This window comes from Mycobacterium sp. (assembly GCF_032162105.1).
Taxonomy (GTDB): domain Bacteria; phylum Actinomycetota; class Actinomycetes; order Mycobacteriales; family Mycobacteriaceae; genus Mycobacterium.
Genome location: NZ_JAVRPS010000527.1, coordinates 1 through 15,538, shown reverse-complemented (window position 1 = coordinate 15,538; position 15,538 = coordinate 1). Strand labels below are relative to the sequence as shown.

18 protein-coding genes and 1 pseudogene are annotated in these 15,538 nt (G+C 68.4%); 9 read left to right on the top strand and 10 right to left on the bottom strand.

Annotation, left to right across the window (positions count from 1 at the left end):
• From QOC69_RS27175 to QOC69_RS27165, 3 genes and pseudogenes are all read left to right on the top strand, one after another.
• Positions 1-281 (top strand): annotated as a pseudogene (locus QOC69_RS27175) (hydrogenase formation protein HypD); the annotation flags it as partial.
• On the top strand, positions 274-1,353 hold the full coding sequence (gene hypE / locus QOC69_RS27170) for a hydrogenase expression/formation protein HypE (RefSeq protein ID WP_526445520.1): 1,080 nt from the start codon (positions 274-276) through the stop codon (positions 1,351-1,353). The pseudogene QOC69_RS27175 and the gene hypE, both read left to right, overlap by 8 nt.
• Positions 1,354-1,368: 15 nt before the next feature.
• Positions 1,369-2,109 (top strand): DUF6390 family protein, encoded by a 741-nt coding sequence (locus QOC69_RS27165; protein WP_526445518.1) that lies wholly within the window; start codon positions 1,369-1,371, stop codon positions 2,107-2,109.
• A gap of 9 nt (positions 2,110-2,118) precedes the next feature.
• On the opposite strand, the gene QOC69_RS27160 is transcribed toward QOC69_RS27165, so the two are convergent.
• Positions 2,119-2,313: a DUF3046 domain-containing protein gene (locus QOC69_RS27160; protein WP_526445516.1), complete on the bottom strand. Its 195-nt coding sequence runs from the start codon at positions 2,311-2,313 to the stop codon at positions 2,119-2,121.
• Positions 2,314-2,322: 9 nt separating this feature from the next.
• Positions 2,323-3,495 carry a glycosyltransferase gene (locus tag QOC69_RS27155; RefSeq protein WP_526445514.1) on the bottom strand — a complete coding sequence of 391 codons (1,173 nt, stop codon included), beginning with the start codon at positions 3,493-3,495 and terminating at the stop codon, positions 2,323-2,325.
• Between the two features lie 61 nt (positions 3,496-3,556).
• Between QOC69_RS27155 and QOC69_RS27150 the strand changes: the two genes are divergently transcribed.
• Positions 3,557-3,994, top strand: coding sequence for a limonene-1,2-epoxide hydrolase family protein (locus QOC69_RS27150; protein WP_526445512.1), 438 nt, complete (start codon positions 3,557-3,559; stop codon positions 3,992-3,994).
• A complete protein-coding gene (locus tag QOC69_RS27145; protein ID WP_526445510.1) occupies positions 3,991-4,410 on the top strand; it encodes a DUF5313 family protein in 420 nt (139 codons plus the stop codon). Before QOC69_RS27150 ends, QOC69_RS27145 begins: the two co-directional genes overlap by 4 nt.
• Positions 4,411-4,414: 4 nt before the next feature.
• Here the strand turns inward: QOC69_RS27145 and pspM are convergent, their stop codons facing one another.
• The 4 genes from pspM to pgsA all read right to left on the bottom strand — a co-directional run bounded on the left by pspM (position 4,415) and on the right by pgsA (position 7,207).
• Complete coding sequence (gene pspM / locus QOC69_RS27140; protein WP_526445508.1) at positions 4,415-5,227, bottom strand: phage shock envelope stress response protein PspM; 813 nt, start codon at positions 5,225-5,227, stop codon at positions 4,415-4,417.
• Positions 5,228-5,242: 15 nt separating this feature from the next.
• Positions 5,243-6,046, bottom strand: a complete 804-nt coding sequence (gene pspA, locus QOC69_RS27135; protein WP_526445506.1) for a phage shock protein PspA — start codon at positions 6,044-6,046, stop codon at positions 5,243-5,245.
• 154 nt (positions 6,047-6,200) lie between these two features.
• Positions 6,201-6,533, bottom strand: coding sequence for a transcriptional regulator ClgR (gene clgR / locus QOC69_RS27130; RefSeq protein ID WP_526445504.1), 333 nt, complete (start codon positions 6,531-6,533; stop codon positions 6,201-6,203).
• A gap of 77 nt (positions 6,534-6,610) precedes the next feature.
• Positions 6,611-7,207, bottom strand: coding sequence for a CDP-diacylglycerol--glycerol-3-phosphate 3-phosphatidyltransferase (gene pgsA / locus QOC69_RS27125; protein ID WP_526445502.1), 597 nt, complete (start codon positions 7,205-7,207; stop codon positions 6,611-6,613).
• 42 nt (positions 7,208-7,249) lie between these two features.
• Between pgsA and QOC69_RS27120 the strand changes: the two genes are divergently transcribed.
• Positions 7,250-7,768 carry an amino-acid N-acetyltransferase gene (locus tag QOC69_RS27120; RefSeq protein ID WP_526445500.1) on the top strand — a complete coding sequence of 173 codons (519 nt, stop codon included), beginning with the start codon at positions 7,250-7,252 and terminating at the stop codon, positions 7,766-7,768.
• A gap of 73 nt (positions 7,769-7,841) precedes the next feature.
• Here QOC69_RS27120 and QOC69_RS27115 read toward each other — a convergent pair whose 3' ends face one another.
• A complete protein-coding gene (locus tag QOC69_RS27115; RefSeq protein ID WP_526445498.1) occupies positions 7,842-10,340 on the bottom strand; it encodes a DNA translocase FtsK in 2,499 nt (832 codons plus the stop codon).
• A gap of 141 nt (positions 10,341-10,481) precedes the next feature.
• Here QOC69_RS27115 and QOC69_RS27110 point away from each other — a divergent pair, with 141 nt between their 5' ends.
• The 3 genes from QOC69_RS27110 to QOC69_RS27100 are packed head-to-tail and all read left to right on the top strand — an operon-like array spanning position 10,482 to position 12,515.
• Entirely contained in the window at positions 10,482-10,808 is a 327-nt protein-coding gene (locus QOC69_RS27110) for a putative quinol monooxygenase (protein WP_526445524.1), read from the top strand.
• A 1-nt stretch (position 10,809) separates the two neighbouring features.
• The gene (locus tag QOC69_RS27105; protein ID WP_526445496.1) at positions 10,810-11,640 is read left to right on the top strand and encodes a mycofactocin-coupled SDR family oxidoreductase; all 831 of its coding nucleotides are present in this window, start codon (positions 10,810-10,812) and stop codon (positions 11,638-11,640) included.
• A gap of 2 nt (positions 11,641-11,642) precedes the next feature.
• Positions 11,643-12,515, top strand: a complete 873-nt coding sequence (locus QOC69_RS27100; protein ID WP_526445494.1) for an SAM-dependent methyltransferase — start codon at positions 11,643-11,645, stop codon at positions 12,513-12,515.
• A gap of 3 nt (positions 12,516-12,518) precedes the next feature.
• On the opposite strand, the gene QOC69_RS27095 is transcribed toward QOC69_RS27100, so the two are convergent.
• The 3 genes from QOC69_RS27095 to QOC69_RS27085 form a co-directional block, all read right to left on the bottom strand.
• The gene (locus tag QOC69_RS27095) at positions 12,519-14,198 is read right to left on the bottom strand and encodes a ribonuclease J (RefSeq protein ID WP_526445492.1); all 1,680 of its coding nucleotides are present in this window, start codon (positions 14,196-14,198) and stop codon (positions 12,519-12,521) included.
• Entirely contained in the window at positions 14,195-15,073 is an 879-nt protein-coding gene (gene dapA, locus QOC69_RS27090; RefSeq protein ID WP_526445522.1) for a 4-hydroxy-tetrahydrodipicolinate synthase, read from the bottom strand. Before dapA ends, QOC69_RS27095 begins: the two co-directional genes overlap by 4 nt.
• A gap of 61 nt (positions 15,074-15,134) precedes the next feature.
• A partial coding sequence (locus QOC69_RS27085; protein WP_526445490.1) for a hypothetical protein occupies positions 15,135-15,538 on the bottom strand: 404 nt, incomplete at its 5' end.

Here is a 15,538-nt window from a genome sequence, read left to right as displayed (position 1 = left end):
GGCGCGGTATCGGCATGATCCCGCAGAGTGGTTGGCGGCTTTCACCCGCCTACCGGGACTTCGACGCCGAGCACCGATTCTCGGTCACCGGCATCCACACCGCCGAGTCGGACATCTGCCGTTCGGGCGAGGTGCTGCAGGGAATGATCAAACCGCACGAGTGCGCGGCCTTCGGCAAGGAGTGCACGCCGCGCAATCCGCTTGGCGCGACGATGGTGTCGTCCGAAGGGGCGTGCGCCGCGTACTACCTGTATCGGCGGCTCGAGGTGACACATGCCTGAGACATCGGCGGACAACGGCGCCACCATAGACATGGAGGCGTGGGTGTGTCCGATGCCGTTGCGGGACTCGCCGAACATCGTGATGGGGCACGGTGGCGGCGGGGCGATGTCCGGTGAACTCATCGAGCACCTGTTCCTGCCCGCGTTCGGCTCCGCCGCCGAGGCCGGCATGGGCGACGCGGCCGTCATCGAGGTCAACGGTGTCCGGTTGGCGTTCTCCACCGACTCGTTCGTGGTCAAGCCGCTGGTGTTCCCTGGCGGCTCGATCGGCGACCTCGCCGTCAACGGGACCGTGAACGACCTGGCCATGGCGGGCGCGCGGCCGTTGGTGCTGTCGACGGCGTTCATCCTCGAGGAGGGCACCGCACTCAGCGAGATCGCGCACGTGGCACAGGCCGTCGGCACGGCGGCGCTGGCGGCCGGGGTCAAGTTGGTCACCGGGGACACCAAGGTGGTGGACTCCGGCCACGGCGACGGCGTCTTCATCAACACCGCAGGGATCGGCATCGTCGACGAGCGCGCCGACATCCGCCCGCAGCGTGCGTCACCGGGTGACGTGGTGATCGTCAGCGGCGACATCGGCGTGCACGGCGTGGCGGTGATGAGCTGCCGGGAGGGGTTGGAGTTCGCGACCACCGTGGCCAGCGATACCGCACCGTTGCACGGGCTGGTGGCAGCCATGCTCGACACCGGCGCAGACCTGCACGTCCTGCGTGATCCCACCCGCGGCGGGGTGGCCGCAACCCTGAACGAGATCGCGAAGACCGCGGGCGTCGGCATCGCGCTGGACGAGCGCACCTTCCCGATCCCCGCGGAGGTGCGCGACGCGTGCGGGTTGTTGGGCCTCGACCCCCTGCAGGTGGCCAACGAGGGCAAGCTGCTGGCGTTCGTGCCTGCGGACGACGCCGATCTGGTGCTGGCCGCAATGCGCAACCATCCGTTGGGGATTCGTGCCGCGGTGATCGGTTCCTGCGTCCCCGAGCACCCGGGCATGGTCGTCGCGCGGACTGCGCTGGGCGGCACCCGGGTCGTCGACCTGCCGATCGGCGAGCAGCTGCCCCGGATCTGCTGACGTGGCGTCACCACCATGACGAGGACGACGGAACGGCTGCCCGCCGGCTACGCGGAGTTCGCTCGATACGCGTTCCCGCCCAACGAGCTGGGCTACTGCGGGCCCGCCGACTCGTCGGTGCTGCTCCGTGAGGGCAGCGCTGCCGAACTCGCGGCGCACGCCAAGGAGTTCGACGGCGCATGGCCGTACCTGGGCGCGATCGCCGACGCGGCAGGCGTCACCGATCCCCTGGATGCCGCCGTGGTGCGCAACTACTGGGTCGGCGGGCCACTGCTGCATGCGGTGGATCCGGATGCTCTACTGAGCCGGCTGCGACGCTCGTTCGGCGGCCAGGTGACCGGCTTGCTGGATGCCCTCGGGCCCGGGGAGGCGTTGGCGCACCACAGCTTTCACGTCTTCGTCGTCTACCCGTGGATCCGCTTCCTGGATCGCGATGCAAACAAGCCCGTCCAGGTCATGCAGGACTGCCGCGTCCGCTGGGGCACCGTCGAGTCGGTGGACGGCGACCACGCGGTGATCCATTCGCAGCCGTTGACGTTCGCGGACGGCAGGCTCCTGCTCGGCGCTCCGGCCCCCGAGCGGATACGGTGGCGAAGGGACGGCACCTCGCTGGCTCCGCCGCCCGGCCCCGGGCAGACGGTTTCGGCCCATTGGGACTGGGTGTGCGGATCGCTGGACGACGCCGAGAGCGACGCATGTGCGACGGCGACCCAGGCCAGCCTGGACATCGTCAACGCCGCAAGAAGCCGAGCCTGACCGCGACGGTCACCACTGGTCGCGCGGCACGTCGAAGTCGGCGCACAGCGCGCGCCACACCTCACGGGGATCGACCCCGTCGTCGATGGCCTGTACCGCGGTGCGCCCACCGAAACCGCTCAAAACGTGGTCGACGAGCATTGACCCGCCCCGCACCGGACCGAACCGGCCCTCGACCAGTTCGCGGAATTCCGTCAGCCGCACGCCACCAACCTACGCCGACGGTGCCAGCGCTTCATGGCACACCCGTACCGGATCGGCGACCCCGACGACGTCGCCGCCCGCACGGCGGGCGGCCTCGCGGAACCTGGGCGAGGAGAGCACCTCGTCCACCGCCGCAGTCAACGCCTCGCCAGTGAGCGGCCGGACCAGCACCGCACTCCCTTGCCGCACAATACGATTGGCGATCTCCCACTGGTCACCGCCGCCGGGCACCACCACCATCGGCACGCCTGCCTGCAGCGTCTTGGACACCATGCCGTGCCCGCCGCCGCAGATCGCCAGATCCGCCGACTTCAGAAGCTCGTCCTGGCGACCAAGGCCCACCGTCGCCCACGGTGGCACCACCACGTCGGGGCCGCCCAGCCTCGACACCACCACCCGCGAGCCCACGGGCAGGGTGGTACCCGGTATCAACGTCTCCAGCGCCAGTTCGGCAAGGCCACGCGTGCCGGTCGTCGCCGTCGAGGGTGCGACCACCACGACGGGCCCATGTCCCTCGGGAACGTCGAGTACCGCCGACGTCGGCTCGAAGTGCAGCGGGCCCACGACGACGGCCTCGGCAGGCCAATCCGGTCGGGACACCTCGAGGGCGGGCAGCGTGGCGATCAGGCGGAGCAGCGGGCCGGGATCGGCGCCGGGCAGACCGATCTCCGTCCGCGCGGCTGTTCGCTGCCGAACTCCGTCGCGCACCGACCGCGCGCTCAGTGCCCGCAGCACCGCGTCGCGCAACCGGCCGCGCACGCCGCGCCCCGGCGCCATCCCGCTGCCCACCGGCGGCAGCCCCTTGGACGGCAGGTACAGCGGGTGCGGGCTCAGTTCGACCCACGGCACGCCGAGCAGTTCGGCCGCCAGTCCGCCGCACGTGGTGATCACGTCGGACACGACCAGATCCGGCGTCATAGCCTTCAGTCCCGGCAGGTTGAGCACGGCCATTCGGGCGGCCCGCCGGTGGATCTTCTCCCCGGCGTCGGTGTCGTCGTCGGCGTCGGTCGGATCCAGGCCGACGAGTTCGGCCGCATCGACCCCAGCCGCCCGCGCCGTGTCGAGCCATTCGGTGCCGGTGAGCAGGGTGGGCGTGTCGCCGGCCGCCAGGAACTTCAGGCACATGGCCAGCGCGGGAAAGGCGTGTCCCGGGTCGGGTCCGGCGACCACCACGACGCGCATCCGCCCCACCTTAGCCACAGCGCAGGCACGCGGCGACGGGCAGAAGATTAGGCTGGCCGTCATGACAGAGCAGACATCGACCGAGACGAGCGAGCAGAACGCCGTCATCGTCGAGACATTCCTCCACTCACTGCAGGACCAGGACTTCGCCGCGGTGGATGCCCTGATCGCCGACGACATCGTCTACCAGAACGTCGGATTGCCGACCATTCGCGGCGGCGCACGGGTCAAGAAACTCCTTCGCGGCATGGAGGGCCGGATGGGCTTCGAGGTGAAGTTCCATCGCAACGTGGCCGACGGCGCCACCGTGCTGAACGAACGCACCGACGCCGTGGTCTTCGGACCGCTGCGCCTGCAGTTCTGGGTCTGCGGGGTGTTCGAGGTCCACGACGGGCGAATCACGCTGTGGCGGGACTACTTCGACTTCTACGACTTCACCAAGGCCATCGTCCGCGGGATCCTGGGAATAGCGGTGCCGTCGCTGCGCCGCACGATGTGACCGGCAGTTCGCCGGAGCGCACCCGGCCGAATGCGTGGGAGTACGTCACGTACTGCTACGGCCGGCGCCTGCCGAACTCGATGCGGCAGTGGGTGGCCGACGATCTCGCGGGCCCTGGCGCCACCGTCCGCATGATGGTCCGGGTGTTCATTCCGGCGGTGCTGATCCTGACGCCGTTCTGGATCGTCCCCATGTCGTTGTACCTGCACCTGTCCACGACGCTGCCGATCCTGATCCCGTTCGTGTTCTTCTCCCACGCACTGAACAAGGTGTGGCGGCGCCACATGCTGCGAAAGCATGGGTTGGACCCGGGCCTGGTCGACTACGTCGCCCGTCAGCGTGACGCGCACATTCATCAGGCCTACATCGACAAGTACGGACCCCGGTCGGGCCCGCCGAGCAGCCACGACGTCTGAGACGTCAGGCGCGGCGCAGGTGGCCGAGTTCGTCGAAGGCCTGCGCCCAGCCGTTCAGCCGGTCGGTCGCGGTGCCCAGTTCGTGGCGGTAGCGCTGGGCGGACATCGGCGAACTCGACATCGTTCCGCTGTTCGCAGCTGAGACCAGTTGCGCTGCGGCGGTGACCATTTCGTTGTACTGCCGAACGCCGCTCTCCAGCTGCGCGGTGAACGCCCGGATGGTGGGCGTCAGGTGCGCACGCGACTGCGGCGATGCGCCAGCGGCCCGCTCCATCGACACCACGTCGGTGGCGGTGGCCGCCATGGTGGCCGCGGTCTGATTGGCCGCCAACGTCACCTCGCGCAATTCGTCGTCGGGCAACATCCGTCCACGCTGCATCACGCCGAGCAGTGAGAACATCCCGCGCTCGGCCGACGCAAGCGCCGCCATCGGCTGACGAGCCGCCGACCCCCACGACGGGAGCCGCCGCATCGAGCGCTGCGGGGGCAGCGGGGTGGCCTTCAGCCAGCGGTGCCGAAGAAAGCTCAGCGTGGCCAGGAAGGCCGCGCCGACGGCGATGCCGCCAGGGATCGGCAGCGCCCACGCCGGTGTGTTCCACGACGCCAGGACCACCGTCACGACGACCCAGAACCCCGTCGCGAAGACGAAGAACAGGCCCGAGCGGAACGCCCTGCGACGCTGGCGCAGCAGCTTGGCCCGCGGATCAGCGGCGGCGCCGAGCTTCTCGGCCAGCACGTCGGTGAGTTCCGCGGCGGTGTCGACGCCACGCTGCGCGAGCGCGCGCCACGCCTCCACCCGTCCCGTCCGCGAATTCATTGCCATGATCGTGAGCTACTGCGACAGCGGGTTTTCCGGCGCCGCAGCGGGCGGGCTGGCAGCCGGGGTGGCGGTCGCACCCCCGGAAGGCAAGGCGTCACCGCGCATCGAGGCGCGGATCTGCTCGAGCCGCGAGTGGCCGGCCATCTGAACGCTGGCCTGTTGCACCTCGAGCATCCGGCCCTGCACCGAGTTCTGCGCCAGTTCGGCGGAACCCATCGCGTTGGCGTAGCGGCGTTCGATCTTGTCCCGCACCTCGTCGAGGCTGGGCGTGGTGCCTGGCGCGGCGATTTCGCTCATCGACCGCAGCGAGGCGCTGACCTGCTCCTGCATCTTGGCCTGCTCGAGCTGGCTGAGCAGCTTGCTGCGCTCGGCGATCTTCTGCTGCAACACCATGGCGTTCTGCTCGACCGCCTTCTTGGCCTGCCCGGCGGCCTGCAACGCCTGATCGTGCAGGCTCTTGAGGTCCTCGACGCTCTGCTCGGCGGTCACCAGTTGCGCCGCGAATGCCTCGGCGGCATTGGTGTACTCGGTGGTCTTGGCCACGTCGCCCGTTGAGGTGGCCTGGTCGGCGAGAGTGAGCGCCTGGCGGACGTTGACCTGCAACTTCTCGATGTCGGCGAGCTGGCGGTTCAGCCGCATCTCCAGCTGACGCTGGTTGCCAATCACCTGTGCGGCCTGCTGGGTCAGCGCCTGGTGCTGGCGCTGCGCATCCTCGATGGCCTGCTGGATCTGCACCTTCGGGTCGGCGTACTCGTCGACCTTGGAGCTGAACAGCGCCATGAGGTACTTCCACGCCTTGACGAACGGGTTGGCCATGGGAACGTTTCCGCCTTCGTGTCGTTTACTGCGTCTGCCGGGGACGTGCGCTTTCCGCTACTGCCAACTTATCGGTTTCCCGCAACTGACCACACCCCTGCAGACGATTTCCGGGGTTCGCAGTCGATCGTGCGGCGCCCAGGGACCGAGAAGGCTAGGCGACCGCCATCGTGACGACCTGGGGGATGACCACCTTGGTCGTGACGTCGATGTTCGCCGTGCTGGCAGCGCCGGGCTTCGCCGGGATCAGTTCGTGGCGGGCGAGTTCTTCACCGGCCTCGGACAGCACCCGCGACAGCGGAACCTCGAGGGCGCCGCAGATGGCGCTCAGCAGCTCGCTGGATGCCTCCTTGCGCCCGCGCTCGACCTCGGACAGATATCCGAGGCTCACCCGGGCGTCGTCGGACACCTCCCGCAGCGTGCGACCCTGCTCGGTCCGCGCCTGACGCAGCACGTCGCCGATCACTTCGCGTAGCAGTGCCGTCATCGTGCTCTCCTTCGTCCGCCGGTCACTAACAGCTGAACGCCCGCACACTCGCAAATGGTTCCCGGTCACCCACACGGTCAAGCGGTGGCGGCCCGGCGACGTCCGTCCCTGAGTGCCGAGACGACGTAGTCGAGGCCCGTGACCACGGTCAACACGATCGCGGCCCACATGAACACCCATGCGCCCGTCAGCCAGGCGCCGGACAGCGGCAGGACGAAAAGGCCGATCGCCACCGCCTGCACGAGGGTCTTGAGCTTGCCGCCGCGGCTGGCCGGGATGACGCCGCGCCGCAGCACGGCGAAACGCAAAATCGTGACGCCGATCTCACGTACCAGGATGAGAATGGTCACCCACCACGGCAGATCGCCGAGCACCGACAGCCCGATCAACGCCGCACCGATCAGTGCCTTGTCGGCGATCGGATCGGCGAGCTTGCCGAATTCGGTGACCAGATCGAAGCTACGGGCCAGCGCTCCATCGACTCGATCGGTGACCACTGCGGCCGCGAAAATAACGAACGCGATTATCCGCCAACGGGTTTCGTGACCATCGCCGGCGAAGAGGGCCAGCAGGAACACGGGCACCAGGGCCATGCGCACACCGGTGAGCACGTTGGCGACATTCGCGACGCTGGCACGCGGAATCACCGGATCGGTATCAGGCGGGCCAGGCACCGGATCAGAATATCCGTTGCGGGAGCCGATATTCTCACAGCTGTGAATGGAGCGCCCGAAACGGATGGGCTGGTCGTCCGGCGGGCCCGCACCTCCGACGTCCCTGGCATCAAGGCGCTCGTCGACGTCTACGCCGGCAAGATCCTGTTGGAGAAGAACCTCGTCACCCTCTACGAGTCCGTTCAGGAGTTCTGGGTCGCCGAGCTCGACGACGAGGTGGTTGGTTGCGGCGCCCTGCACGTGCTGTGGGCCGACCTCGGGGAGATCCGCACCATCGCCTCGCACCCCAGGCTGCGGGGACACGGTGTGGGGCACGCCGTGGTGGCGCGCCTCCTGGACGTGGCGAACGAACTGCGCCTGGAGCGAATCTTCGTGCTGACCTTCGAGACCGAGTTCTTCGGCAGGCACGGCTTCAAGGAGATCGAGGGCACCCCGGTGACCGCCGAGGTCTACGAGGAGATGTGCCGCTCCTACGACATCGGCGTGGCGGAGTTCCTCGACCTGTCCTACGTCAAGCCCAACATCCTGGGCAACACCCGGATGCTCAAGACGCTTACGTAGGCGCGGGCTCGCCGAATGTGACGCCACTGCGAGAGATCCCGATTCTCGCAGTGGCGTCACGTTCGGTGGGCGCTCAGTCCTCGTCGTCGGCGGGCTCGTCACCACCCCGGATCAGCATCAGCGTGCCCGCCAGCTCGTCGGGCTTGACCAGCACCTCGCGCGCCTTGGAGCCCTCCGACGGCCCGACGATCTGACGCGTCTCCATTAGGTCCATCAACCGACCCGCCTTGGCGAAACCGACCCGCAGCTTGCGCTGCAGCATCGAGGTGGAGCCGAACTGCGAGGACACCACCAGCTCGACGGCCTGCAGAAAGACGTCCATGTCGTCGCCGATGTCGGGGTCGACGTCGGTGCGCTCACCGGTCGGCTTTGCCTTGGTGACGCCCTCGGTGTACTCCGGCTCGGCCTGGTCCTTGCACGCGGCGACGACGGCATGGATCTCGTCGTCACTGATGTAGGCCCCCTGGAACCGGACCGGCTTGTTGGCTCCCATCGGGAGGAACAGCCCGTCGCCCATCCCGATGAGCTTCTCGGCGCCCTGCTGATCCAGGATCACCCGGCTGTCGGTCAGCGATGACGTCGCGAACGCCAACCGGGACGGCACGTTGGTCTTGATCAGGCCGGTGACGACGTCCACCGACGGCCGCTGCGTGGCCAGGATGAGGTGGATGCCCGCGGCGCGGGCCTTCTGGGTGATGCGCACGATCGCGTCCTCGACGTCACGCGGCGCCGTCATCATCAAGTCGGCCAACTCGTCGACGATCGCGACGATGTAGGGATAGGGCTTGTAGACCCGCTCGCTGCCCAGCGGGGCGGTGATCTCACCGGACTTCACCTTGGTATTGAAGTCGTCGATGTGGCGCACCCGGTTGGCCTGCATGTCCTGGTAGCGCTGCTCCATCTCCTCGACCAGCCACGCCAGCGCCGCAGCGGCCTTCTTGGGCTGCGTGACGATGGGCGTGATCAGGTGGGGGATGCCTTCGTACGGCGTGAGTTCGACCATCTTCGGGTCGATCAGGATCATCCTGACCTCCTCCGGGGTGGCCCGGGACAGCAGCGAGACCAGCATCGAGTTCACGAAGCTCGACTTGCCCGAGCCGGTCGAACCGGCCACCAGCAGGTGCGGCATCTTGGCCAGGTTGGCCGAGATGAAGTCGCCCTCGATGTCCTTGCCGAGCCCGATCACCAGCGGGTGGTGATCGCGCCGGGTCTTCGCGTCGGTGAGCACGTCGGCCAGGCGCACCATCTCGCGGTCGGTGTTGGGCACCTCGATGCCGACGGCCGACTTGCCGGGGATCGGTGCCAGCATGCGCACGCTCTCGGTGGCCACCGCGTAGGCGATGTTCTTCTGCAGCGCGGTGATCTTCTCGACCTTCACGCCAGGGCCCACTTCGACCTCGTAGCGGGTGACGGTCGGCCCTCTGGTGCAGCCGGTCACTGCGGCGTCGACCTTGAACTGTTGCAGGACCGAGCCGATCACCTCGACCATCTTGTCGTTGGCCGCGCTACGCAGCTTCGGCGGATCGCCTGCGACGAGCAGGTCCAGGGACGGCAGATGGTAGGGGCCGTCGACCACGCGGTCCAGCACCACGGTGTCCGTCTTCTTGGGCGCCTTCTTGCGGCGTGACACGCGGGCGGCCGGCTCGGGGACCGTCGGGGCCTCGTCCTCGAGCGGGTAGTTGTCGTACGGCGTGCCGGTGCCCGCAGCCTGGCCCGAAACCGGCCAGGCCTGCGCCTCGTCGCCGAGGTCGCCCTCGTCGTAATAGCCGTCGGAGAAGTCGTCGGGCTGTCCGTTCGCCCGCTCGTCATCGTCGTAGTAGTCGTCGTTGCCGTAGTCGTCACCGCGGTATCCGGTGCCGAACAATGCCCGCAGAGTCGACGGCACTTCGCGGATGGTGGTCCCCGTCATCAGCAGCACGCCGAAGAGCACCCCGATGATCAGCAGCGGCGTCGCGATCCACGGCGTGAGCCCGTCGGAAAGCGGTCCACCCAGCGCGAAGCCGACGAACCCCGCGGCGTGGCGTCGCGCGACTGGATCGTCGGGCGCTCCGGCCCACAGATGCCACAAGCCGAGTGCAGGCAGGCCGATCATGGCGGCGCCGAGGATCAGCCGGGGCCGCGCCTCGGGATTCGGCTCGGTGCGCATCAGGACGACGGCGATCGCGATGAGCAGGATCGGCACCAGCACCACCGCAGCGCCGATGACGACTCGCACGACGGTGTCGATCCACCCACCGACGGGGCGCGCGGCGTCGAACCAGGAACTCGCGGCCAGCACCACGGCGATGCCCAGCAGGCCGAGGGCGATGCCGTCCCGGCGGTGGCCGGGCTCCAGATCGCGGGCCCGACCGACGGAGCGCGCGGTCGTGCCTGCCCCCTTGGCGACCATCAGCCAGCCGGCCCTTGCACCCCGGCCGATGGCGGCTCCGGCGCCTGCGGCGGGCGATGGCGACGCGCGGCGCGCGGGCTTGCGGCGCGGGACAGTGGGCCGGGCCGGGCGCGCTCCGGTCTTCGAACTGGCCTTGGACCTGCTCGAACGGGCGCCCGAGCGGGCAGCGGTCTTACTTGCCATGGCGCCAAGCCTAGTCGCAACAGCCCCATATTCACCATCAGCCACACTGGTCACAGCTCGATTGCAATCTTTCTAGCTAAGCTTCGCATTAGTAGGGTGGACACTCGTCCGGCCGCACTCACCGAGGAGTCGCTAGTTCCCATGCCAAGCCCAAATCCCGTAGTCGTCGTCGCCACCATGACCGCCAAGCCCGAATCCGTGGACGCCGTCCGCGACGCCTGTAAGCGCGCGATCGAGGCGGTGCACGACGAACCCGGTTGCGAGCTGTACGCGCTGCACGAGGCGAACGGCACCTTCGTCTTCGTTGAGCAGTGGGCCGATGCGGACGCTCTCAAGGTCCACAGCACCGCCCCAGCCATCGGCGCCTTGTTCGGGGCACTCGGCGAGCACTTGGACGGTGCGCCTGACATCAAGATGTTGCAACCCGTGGTCGCGGGCGACCCTGCCAAGGGTCAGCTGCGCGGCTGACATGGGACGAGCTGACGGAACCCTCAAAGGAAAGACGGCCTTCATCACCGGCGCTGCCCGCGGACAGGGTCGCGCGGACGCGGTGAAACTGGCATCCGAAGGCGCCGACATCATTGCGATCGATCTGTGCGATCAGATCGCGTCGGTGCCCTACCCGATGGCAACCCCCGACGATCTAGCCGCCACGGTCAAGCTCGTCGAGGAAACCGGCGCCCGCATCGTCGCCACACAAGCCGACGTGCGGGACCGGGCGGCGCTCAAGGACGCGCTCAAGGCCGGCGTCGACGAACTGGGCGGCCGGCTGGACATCGTCGTCGCCAACGCGGGTATCGCACCCATGGCCGGCGACGACGCCTGGCAGGACGTGATCGACGTCAACCTGACCGGCGTCTACCAGACGGTCGACGTCGCAATGCGGCCAATGATCAAGGCGGGCAACGGCGGATCGATCGTGCTGATCAGCTCGGTGGCCGGGCTGGTCGGACTCGCCTCCCCGATGGCCGGCTCGATGGGCTATGCCGCCGCCAAGCACGGCATCGTCGGGCTGATGCGGGTGTACGCCAACCTCCTTGCGCCACACAGCATTCGGGTGAACTCCGTGCATCCGGCCGGAGTGAACACGCCGATGATCGACAACGACTTCATCCGCAGCTGGCTGAGCGGTCTGGCCCAGGAGAGCCAGGGCGGACCCGACATGGGCAACGCGTTGCCGGTGCAGACGCTGGAGCCGGAGGACATCGCCAACGCCATCCTCTGGCTGGTCTCCGACGCGGCCCGCTACGTCACCGGCGTCACGTTGCCGGTGGACGCCGGGTACGTCAACAAGCGCTGAGGGTGTCCGGGAATCCTGCGGCGAAGACGGCCTTCGGGCCGATGGTGCTGTCGGCGATCGAACATCACGAACCGCCGGATCGCCGCCTCGTCGACGACGACCTGGCGGCGTCGTTCCTGCCCAAGCCGCTGCGGGCGTTGGTGCGCGCCACCCGGTTTCGCGCGGTGCGCCGGGCCGTCATCGCAGCGTCCGAGCGATCCGGTCCCGGGCTGTGGGCGAACGTGTCGTGCCGCAAGAGCTACATCGACGACAACCTGGCGGAGTCACTTCCCGCCGTCGACGCCGTGGTCATCCTCGGCGCGGGACTGGACACCCGGCCGTACCGCCTGGCGCGGCTCGGCGACGTCCCGGTCTTCGAAGTCGACCTGCCGGTGAACATCGCACGCAAACGCGCCGTCGTGTCGAGGGTGTTCGGCGCGGTGCCGCCATCGGTGCGGTTGGTCTCCGTCGACTTCGAGCGCGACGACCTGATGGCGACGCTCGCGTCGTACGGATACCGCGTGGACTCCCCCACCTTCTTCATCTGGGAGGGAGTCACGCAGTACCTGACCGCCGACGCGGTGCGGGCCACGTTCGACCAACTCGCGCAGGCGGCAAGCGGCAGCAGGCTCGACTTCACCTACGTGCGGCGGGATTTCATCGACGGCGTGAACCTGTACGGCGCCCCCGTGCTGTACCGGAGGTTCCGCGAGCGCAGTCAGGTATGGAAGTTCGGCCTGCTGCCCGGGGACATCGACGGATTCCTCGCCGAGTACGGCTGGCGGTTGATCGAGCAGGCCGGGCCCGACGAGCTGATGGACCGCTACGTCCGGCCGGCGGGCCGCGACCTCACCGCCTCGCAGATCGAATGGTCGGTCTACGCCGAGAAGATCTAAAGCTCAGTCGACTTCGAGCACCGTCGGCACGATCATCGGCTGGCGCCGGTAGACCTCACTGACCCACTTGCCCACCGCACGGCGCACCGCCTGCGCGATGCGGACCGGGTCGGTGACCTTGTCGGCGGCCAGCGCCTCGAGCGCCTCGGTCACCTTGCGGGTAGCCGGTTCGAGTGCCTTGGGGTCCTCGGAGAAACCGCGGGAATGCAGGTGCGGGACCGTGGCCAATTTCCCGGTGCTGCGGCGGACGACGACGGTGATGGAGATGAAACCCGAAGACAGCGTGAGCCGTTCACCCAAGGTGACCTCACCCACGTCGCCGGTGATCAGGCCGTCGACGAACATCTTGCCGAGCGGTACCGCACCGGAGATGCTGGCCTTGCCTGCGACGAGATCGACGCTGACGCCGTTCTCGGCCAGCACGATGTTCTCTTCGGCCACACCGGTACTCGCCGCCAGCGCGGCGTTGGCGCGCAGGTGGCGCCACGTACCGTGCACGGGCATCACGTTACGGGGGCGGACGCCGTTGTAGAGGAACAGCAGTTCGCCCGCGTAGGCGTGGCCGGAGACGTGGATCCGGACCTTGCCGTTGGTGACGACGCGGACACCGATCTTGGCGAGTGCGTCGATGACGCCGAAGATGGCTTCCTCGTTGCCGGGGATCTGCGAGGACGACAAGACGATGAGATCGCCGGACGTCAGCGTGATGCTGCGGTGCTCGCCGCGGGACATCCGCGACAGCGCGGCCATCGGCTCGCCCTGGGTTCCGGTGGTGACGAGGACGATTCGGTCCGCTGCCATCATCTCCGCGGCGCCGATGTCGATCACGTCGTCGTCGGCGACATTCAGGAAGCCGAGATCGCGGGCGATGCCCATGTTTCGCACCATCGAACGGCCCACGAACGACACCTTGCGGCCCAATGCCACTGACGCGTCGATGATCTGCTGCACCCTGGCGACGTTCGACGCGAAGCAGGCGACGATCACCCGTCCTTCGGCCGAGCGGATCAGGCGGTGCAGGTTTGGCCCGATCTCGCTCTCCGACGGGCCCACCCCTGGTATCTCGGCGTTGGTCGAATCGCACAGGAACAGGTCCACCCCGGCATCGCCGAGCCGCGACATTCCCGGCAGGTCGGTGGGGCGGCCGTCGAGTGGCAGCTGGTCGAGCTTGATGTCGCCGGTGTGCAGCACCGTTCCCGCGCCGGTGTAGACCGCGATCGCCAGCGCATCCGGGATGGAATGGTTGACCGCGAAGTACTCGCACTCGAACACCCCGTGTCGACTGCTCTGCAGTTCGGCGACCTCGACGAACACAGGTTTGATGCGGTGCTCGCGGCACTTCGCGGCGACCAGTGCCAGGGTGAACTTCGACCCCACCACCGGGATGTCCGGCCGCAACTTCAGCAGGTGCGGGATGGCGCCGATGTGGTCCTCGTGGGCGTGAGTCAGCACCAGCGCCTCGACGTCGTCGAGGCGGTCCTCGATGTGTCTCAGGTCGGGCAGGATCAGGTCGACGCCCGGCTCGTCATGCCCTGGGAACAGCACGCCGCAGTCGATGATCAGCAGGCGGCCGAGATGCTCGAAAACGGTCATGTTGCGGCCGATTTCGCCGATGCCGCCAAGCGCGGTGACCCGTAGCCCTCCCGGCGCGAGGGGTCCCGGCGGAACGAGGTGGCCGCTCATGGTTGGAGCCGGCCCGCAGGCGACGTCGACCGCAGCACGCCTGCGGCCCGCATGTCGTTGGCCAGCGCCTCGATCTCGTCGGCCGTCGCCGGGATCTGGGGCAGCCGTGGCTCGCCGGCGTCGAAGCCTTGCAACCGAAGGCCGGCCTTGGCCATCGTGACTCCGCCGAGCCGGATCTGGGCGTCGTAGAGCGGTCCGAGCGTGACGTGACACTTGCGTGCGGTCGCCACGTCGCCGGAGGTGAACGCCGACAACATGTTTCGCAACTGGCTGGCGGCCACGTGACCCCACACGCTGACGAATCCGGTCGCGCCCATCGCCAGCCAGGGCAGGTTCAGCGCGTCGTCACCCGAGTAGTAGGCCAGCCCGGTCTCGGACATGATCAGCGCGCCGCCGTGCAGATCGCCCTTGGCGTCCTTGACGGCGACGATGTTCGGGTGCGGCGCGAGCGCGCGGATGGTGTCCCACCCGATCGGCACGACGGAGCGCGACGGGATGTCGTACAGCACCAGCGGCAGGGCGGTCGCGTCGGCGACGGCGGTGAAGTGGGCGACCAGACCCGCCTGCGGTGGCCGCGAATAGTAGGGCGTCACGACGAGCAGGCCATGCGCTCCCTGCGCCTCGCACGCCTTGGCCAAATGCACGCTGTGCGCGGTGTCGTAGGTGCCTGCGCCTGCGATGATGCGGGCGCGGTCGCCAACGGCCTCGAGCACCGCGGCAAGCAGCGCGATCTTCTCGTCGTCGGTGGTGGTGGGTGATTCGCCCGTGGTGCCGGACAGCACCAAGCCGTCGCACCCGGCGTCGACCAGGTGCGTTGCGAGCTTCTTCGCAGCGGCCAGATCGAGCGAGCCGTCCGGGCCGAACGGCGTCACCATGGCAGTCAGCACGGTGCCCAGGCGTGCGCTGACGTCGATGCTCACGGGGCCAAGGTTACCGCTACTGATGTTGTTGGCCGTTGTTGGCGGTTGCCGGGGTAACGGTTGCCCGGTCTGGTAGCCGTATTCGTGTCCGGCCGGGCGGGCGAGATGTGGTTCCTCGCGTCCCTGGCTGGTGACGGCTACTGCTCACCCGTTGGCTTTGGGGTGCGGCCCGGTTGGTAGCTCTCACGACGCGATCCTCTGGTCGCGTACGATTCACACCTTCCCGTCGCCGTGCCTTCTGGCCTTGGGCGCGACGCCCGATCACCGTGGCGGCCGCCTGGTGCCGAGTGACGTTCATGTAGGGCTTGCGCCAGTGCTGATCTCCCCATGCACTGGTGTAAGCGGGGTTGACCGCGAGCAGCGTGATGCCGGCGGCCGCGGCCTGAGAGGCCAACCGGTTGCGGAACACCGCGGTCGGGA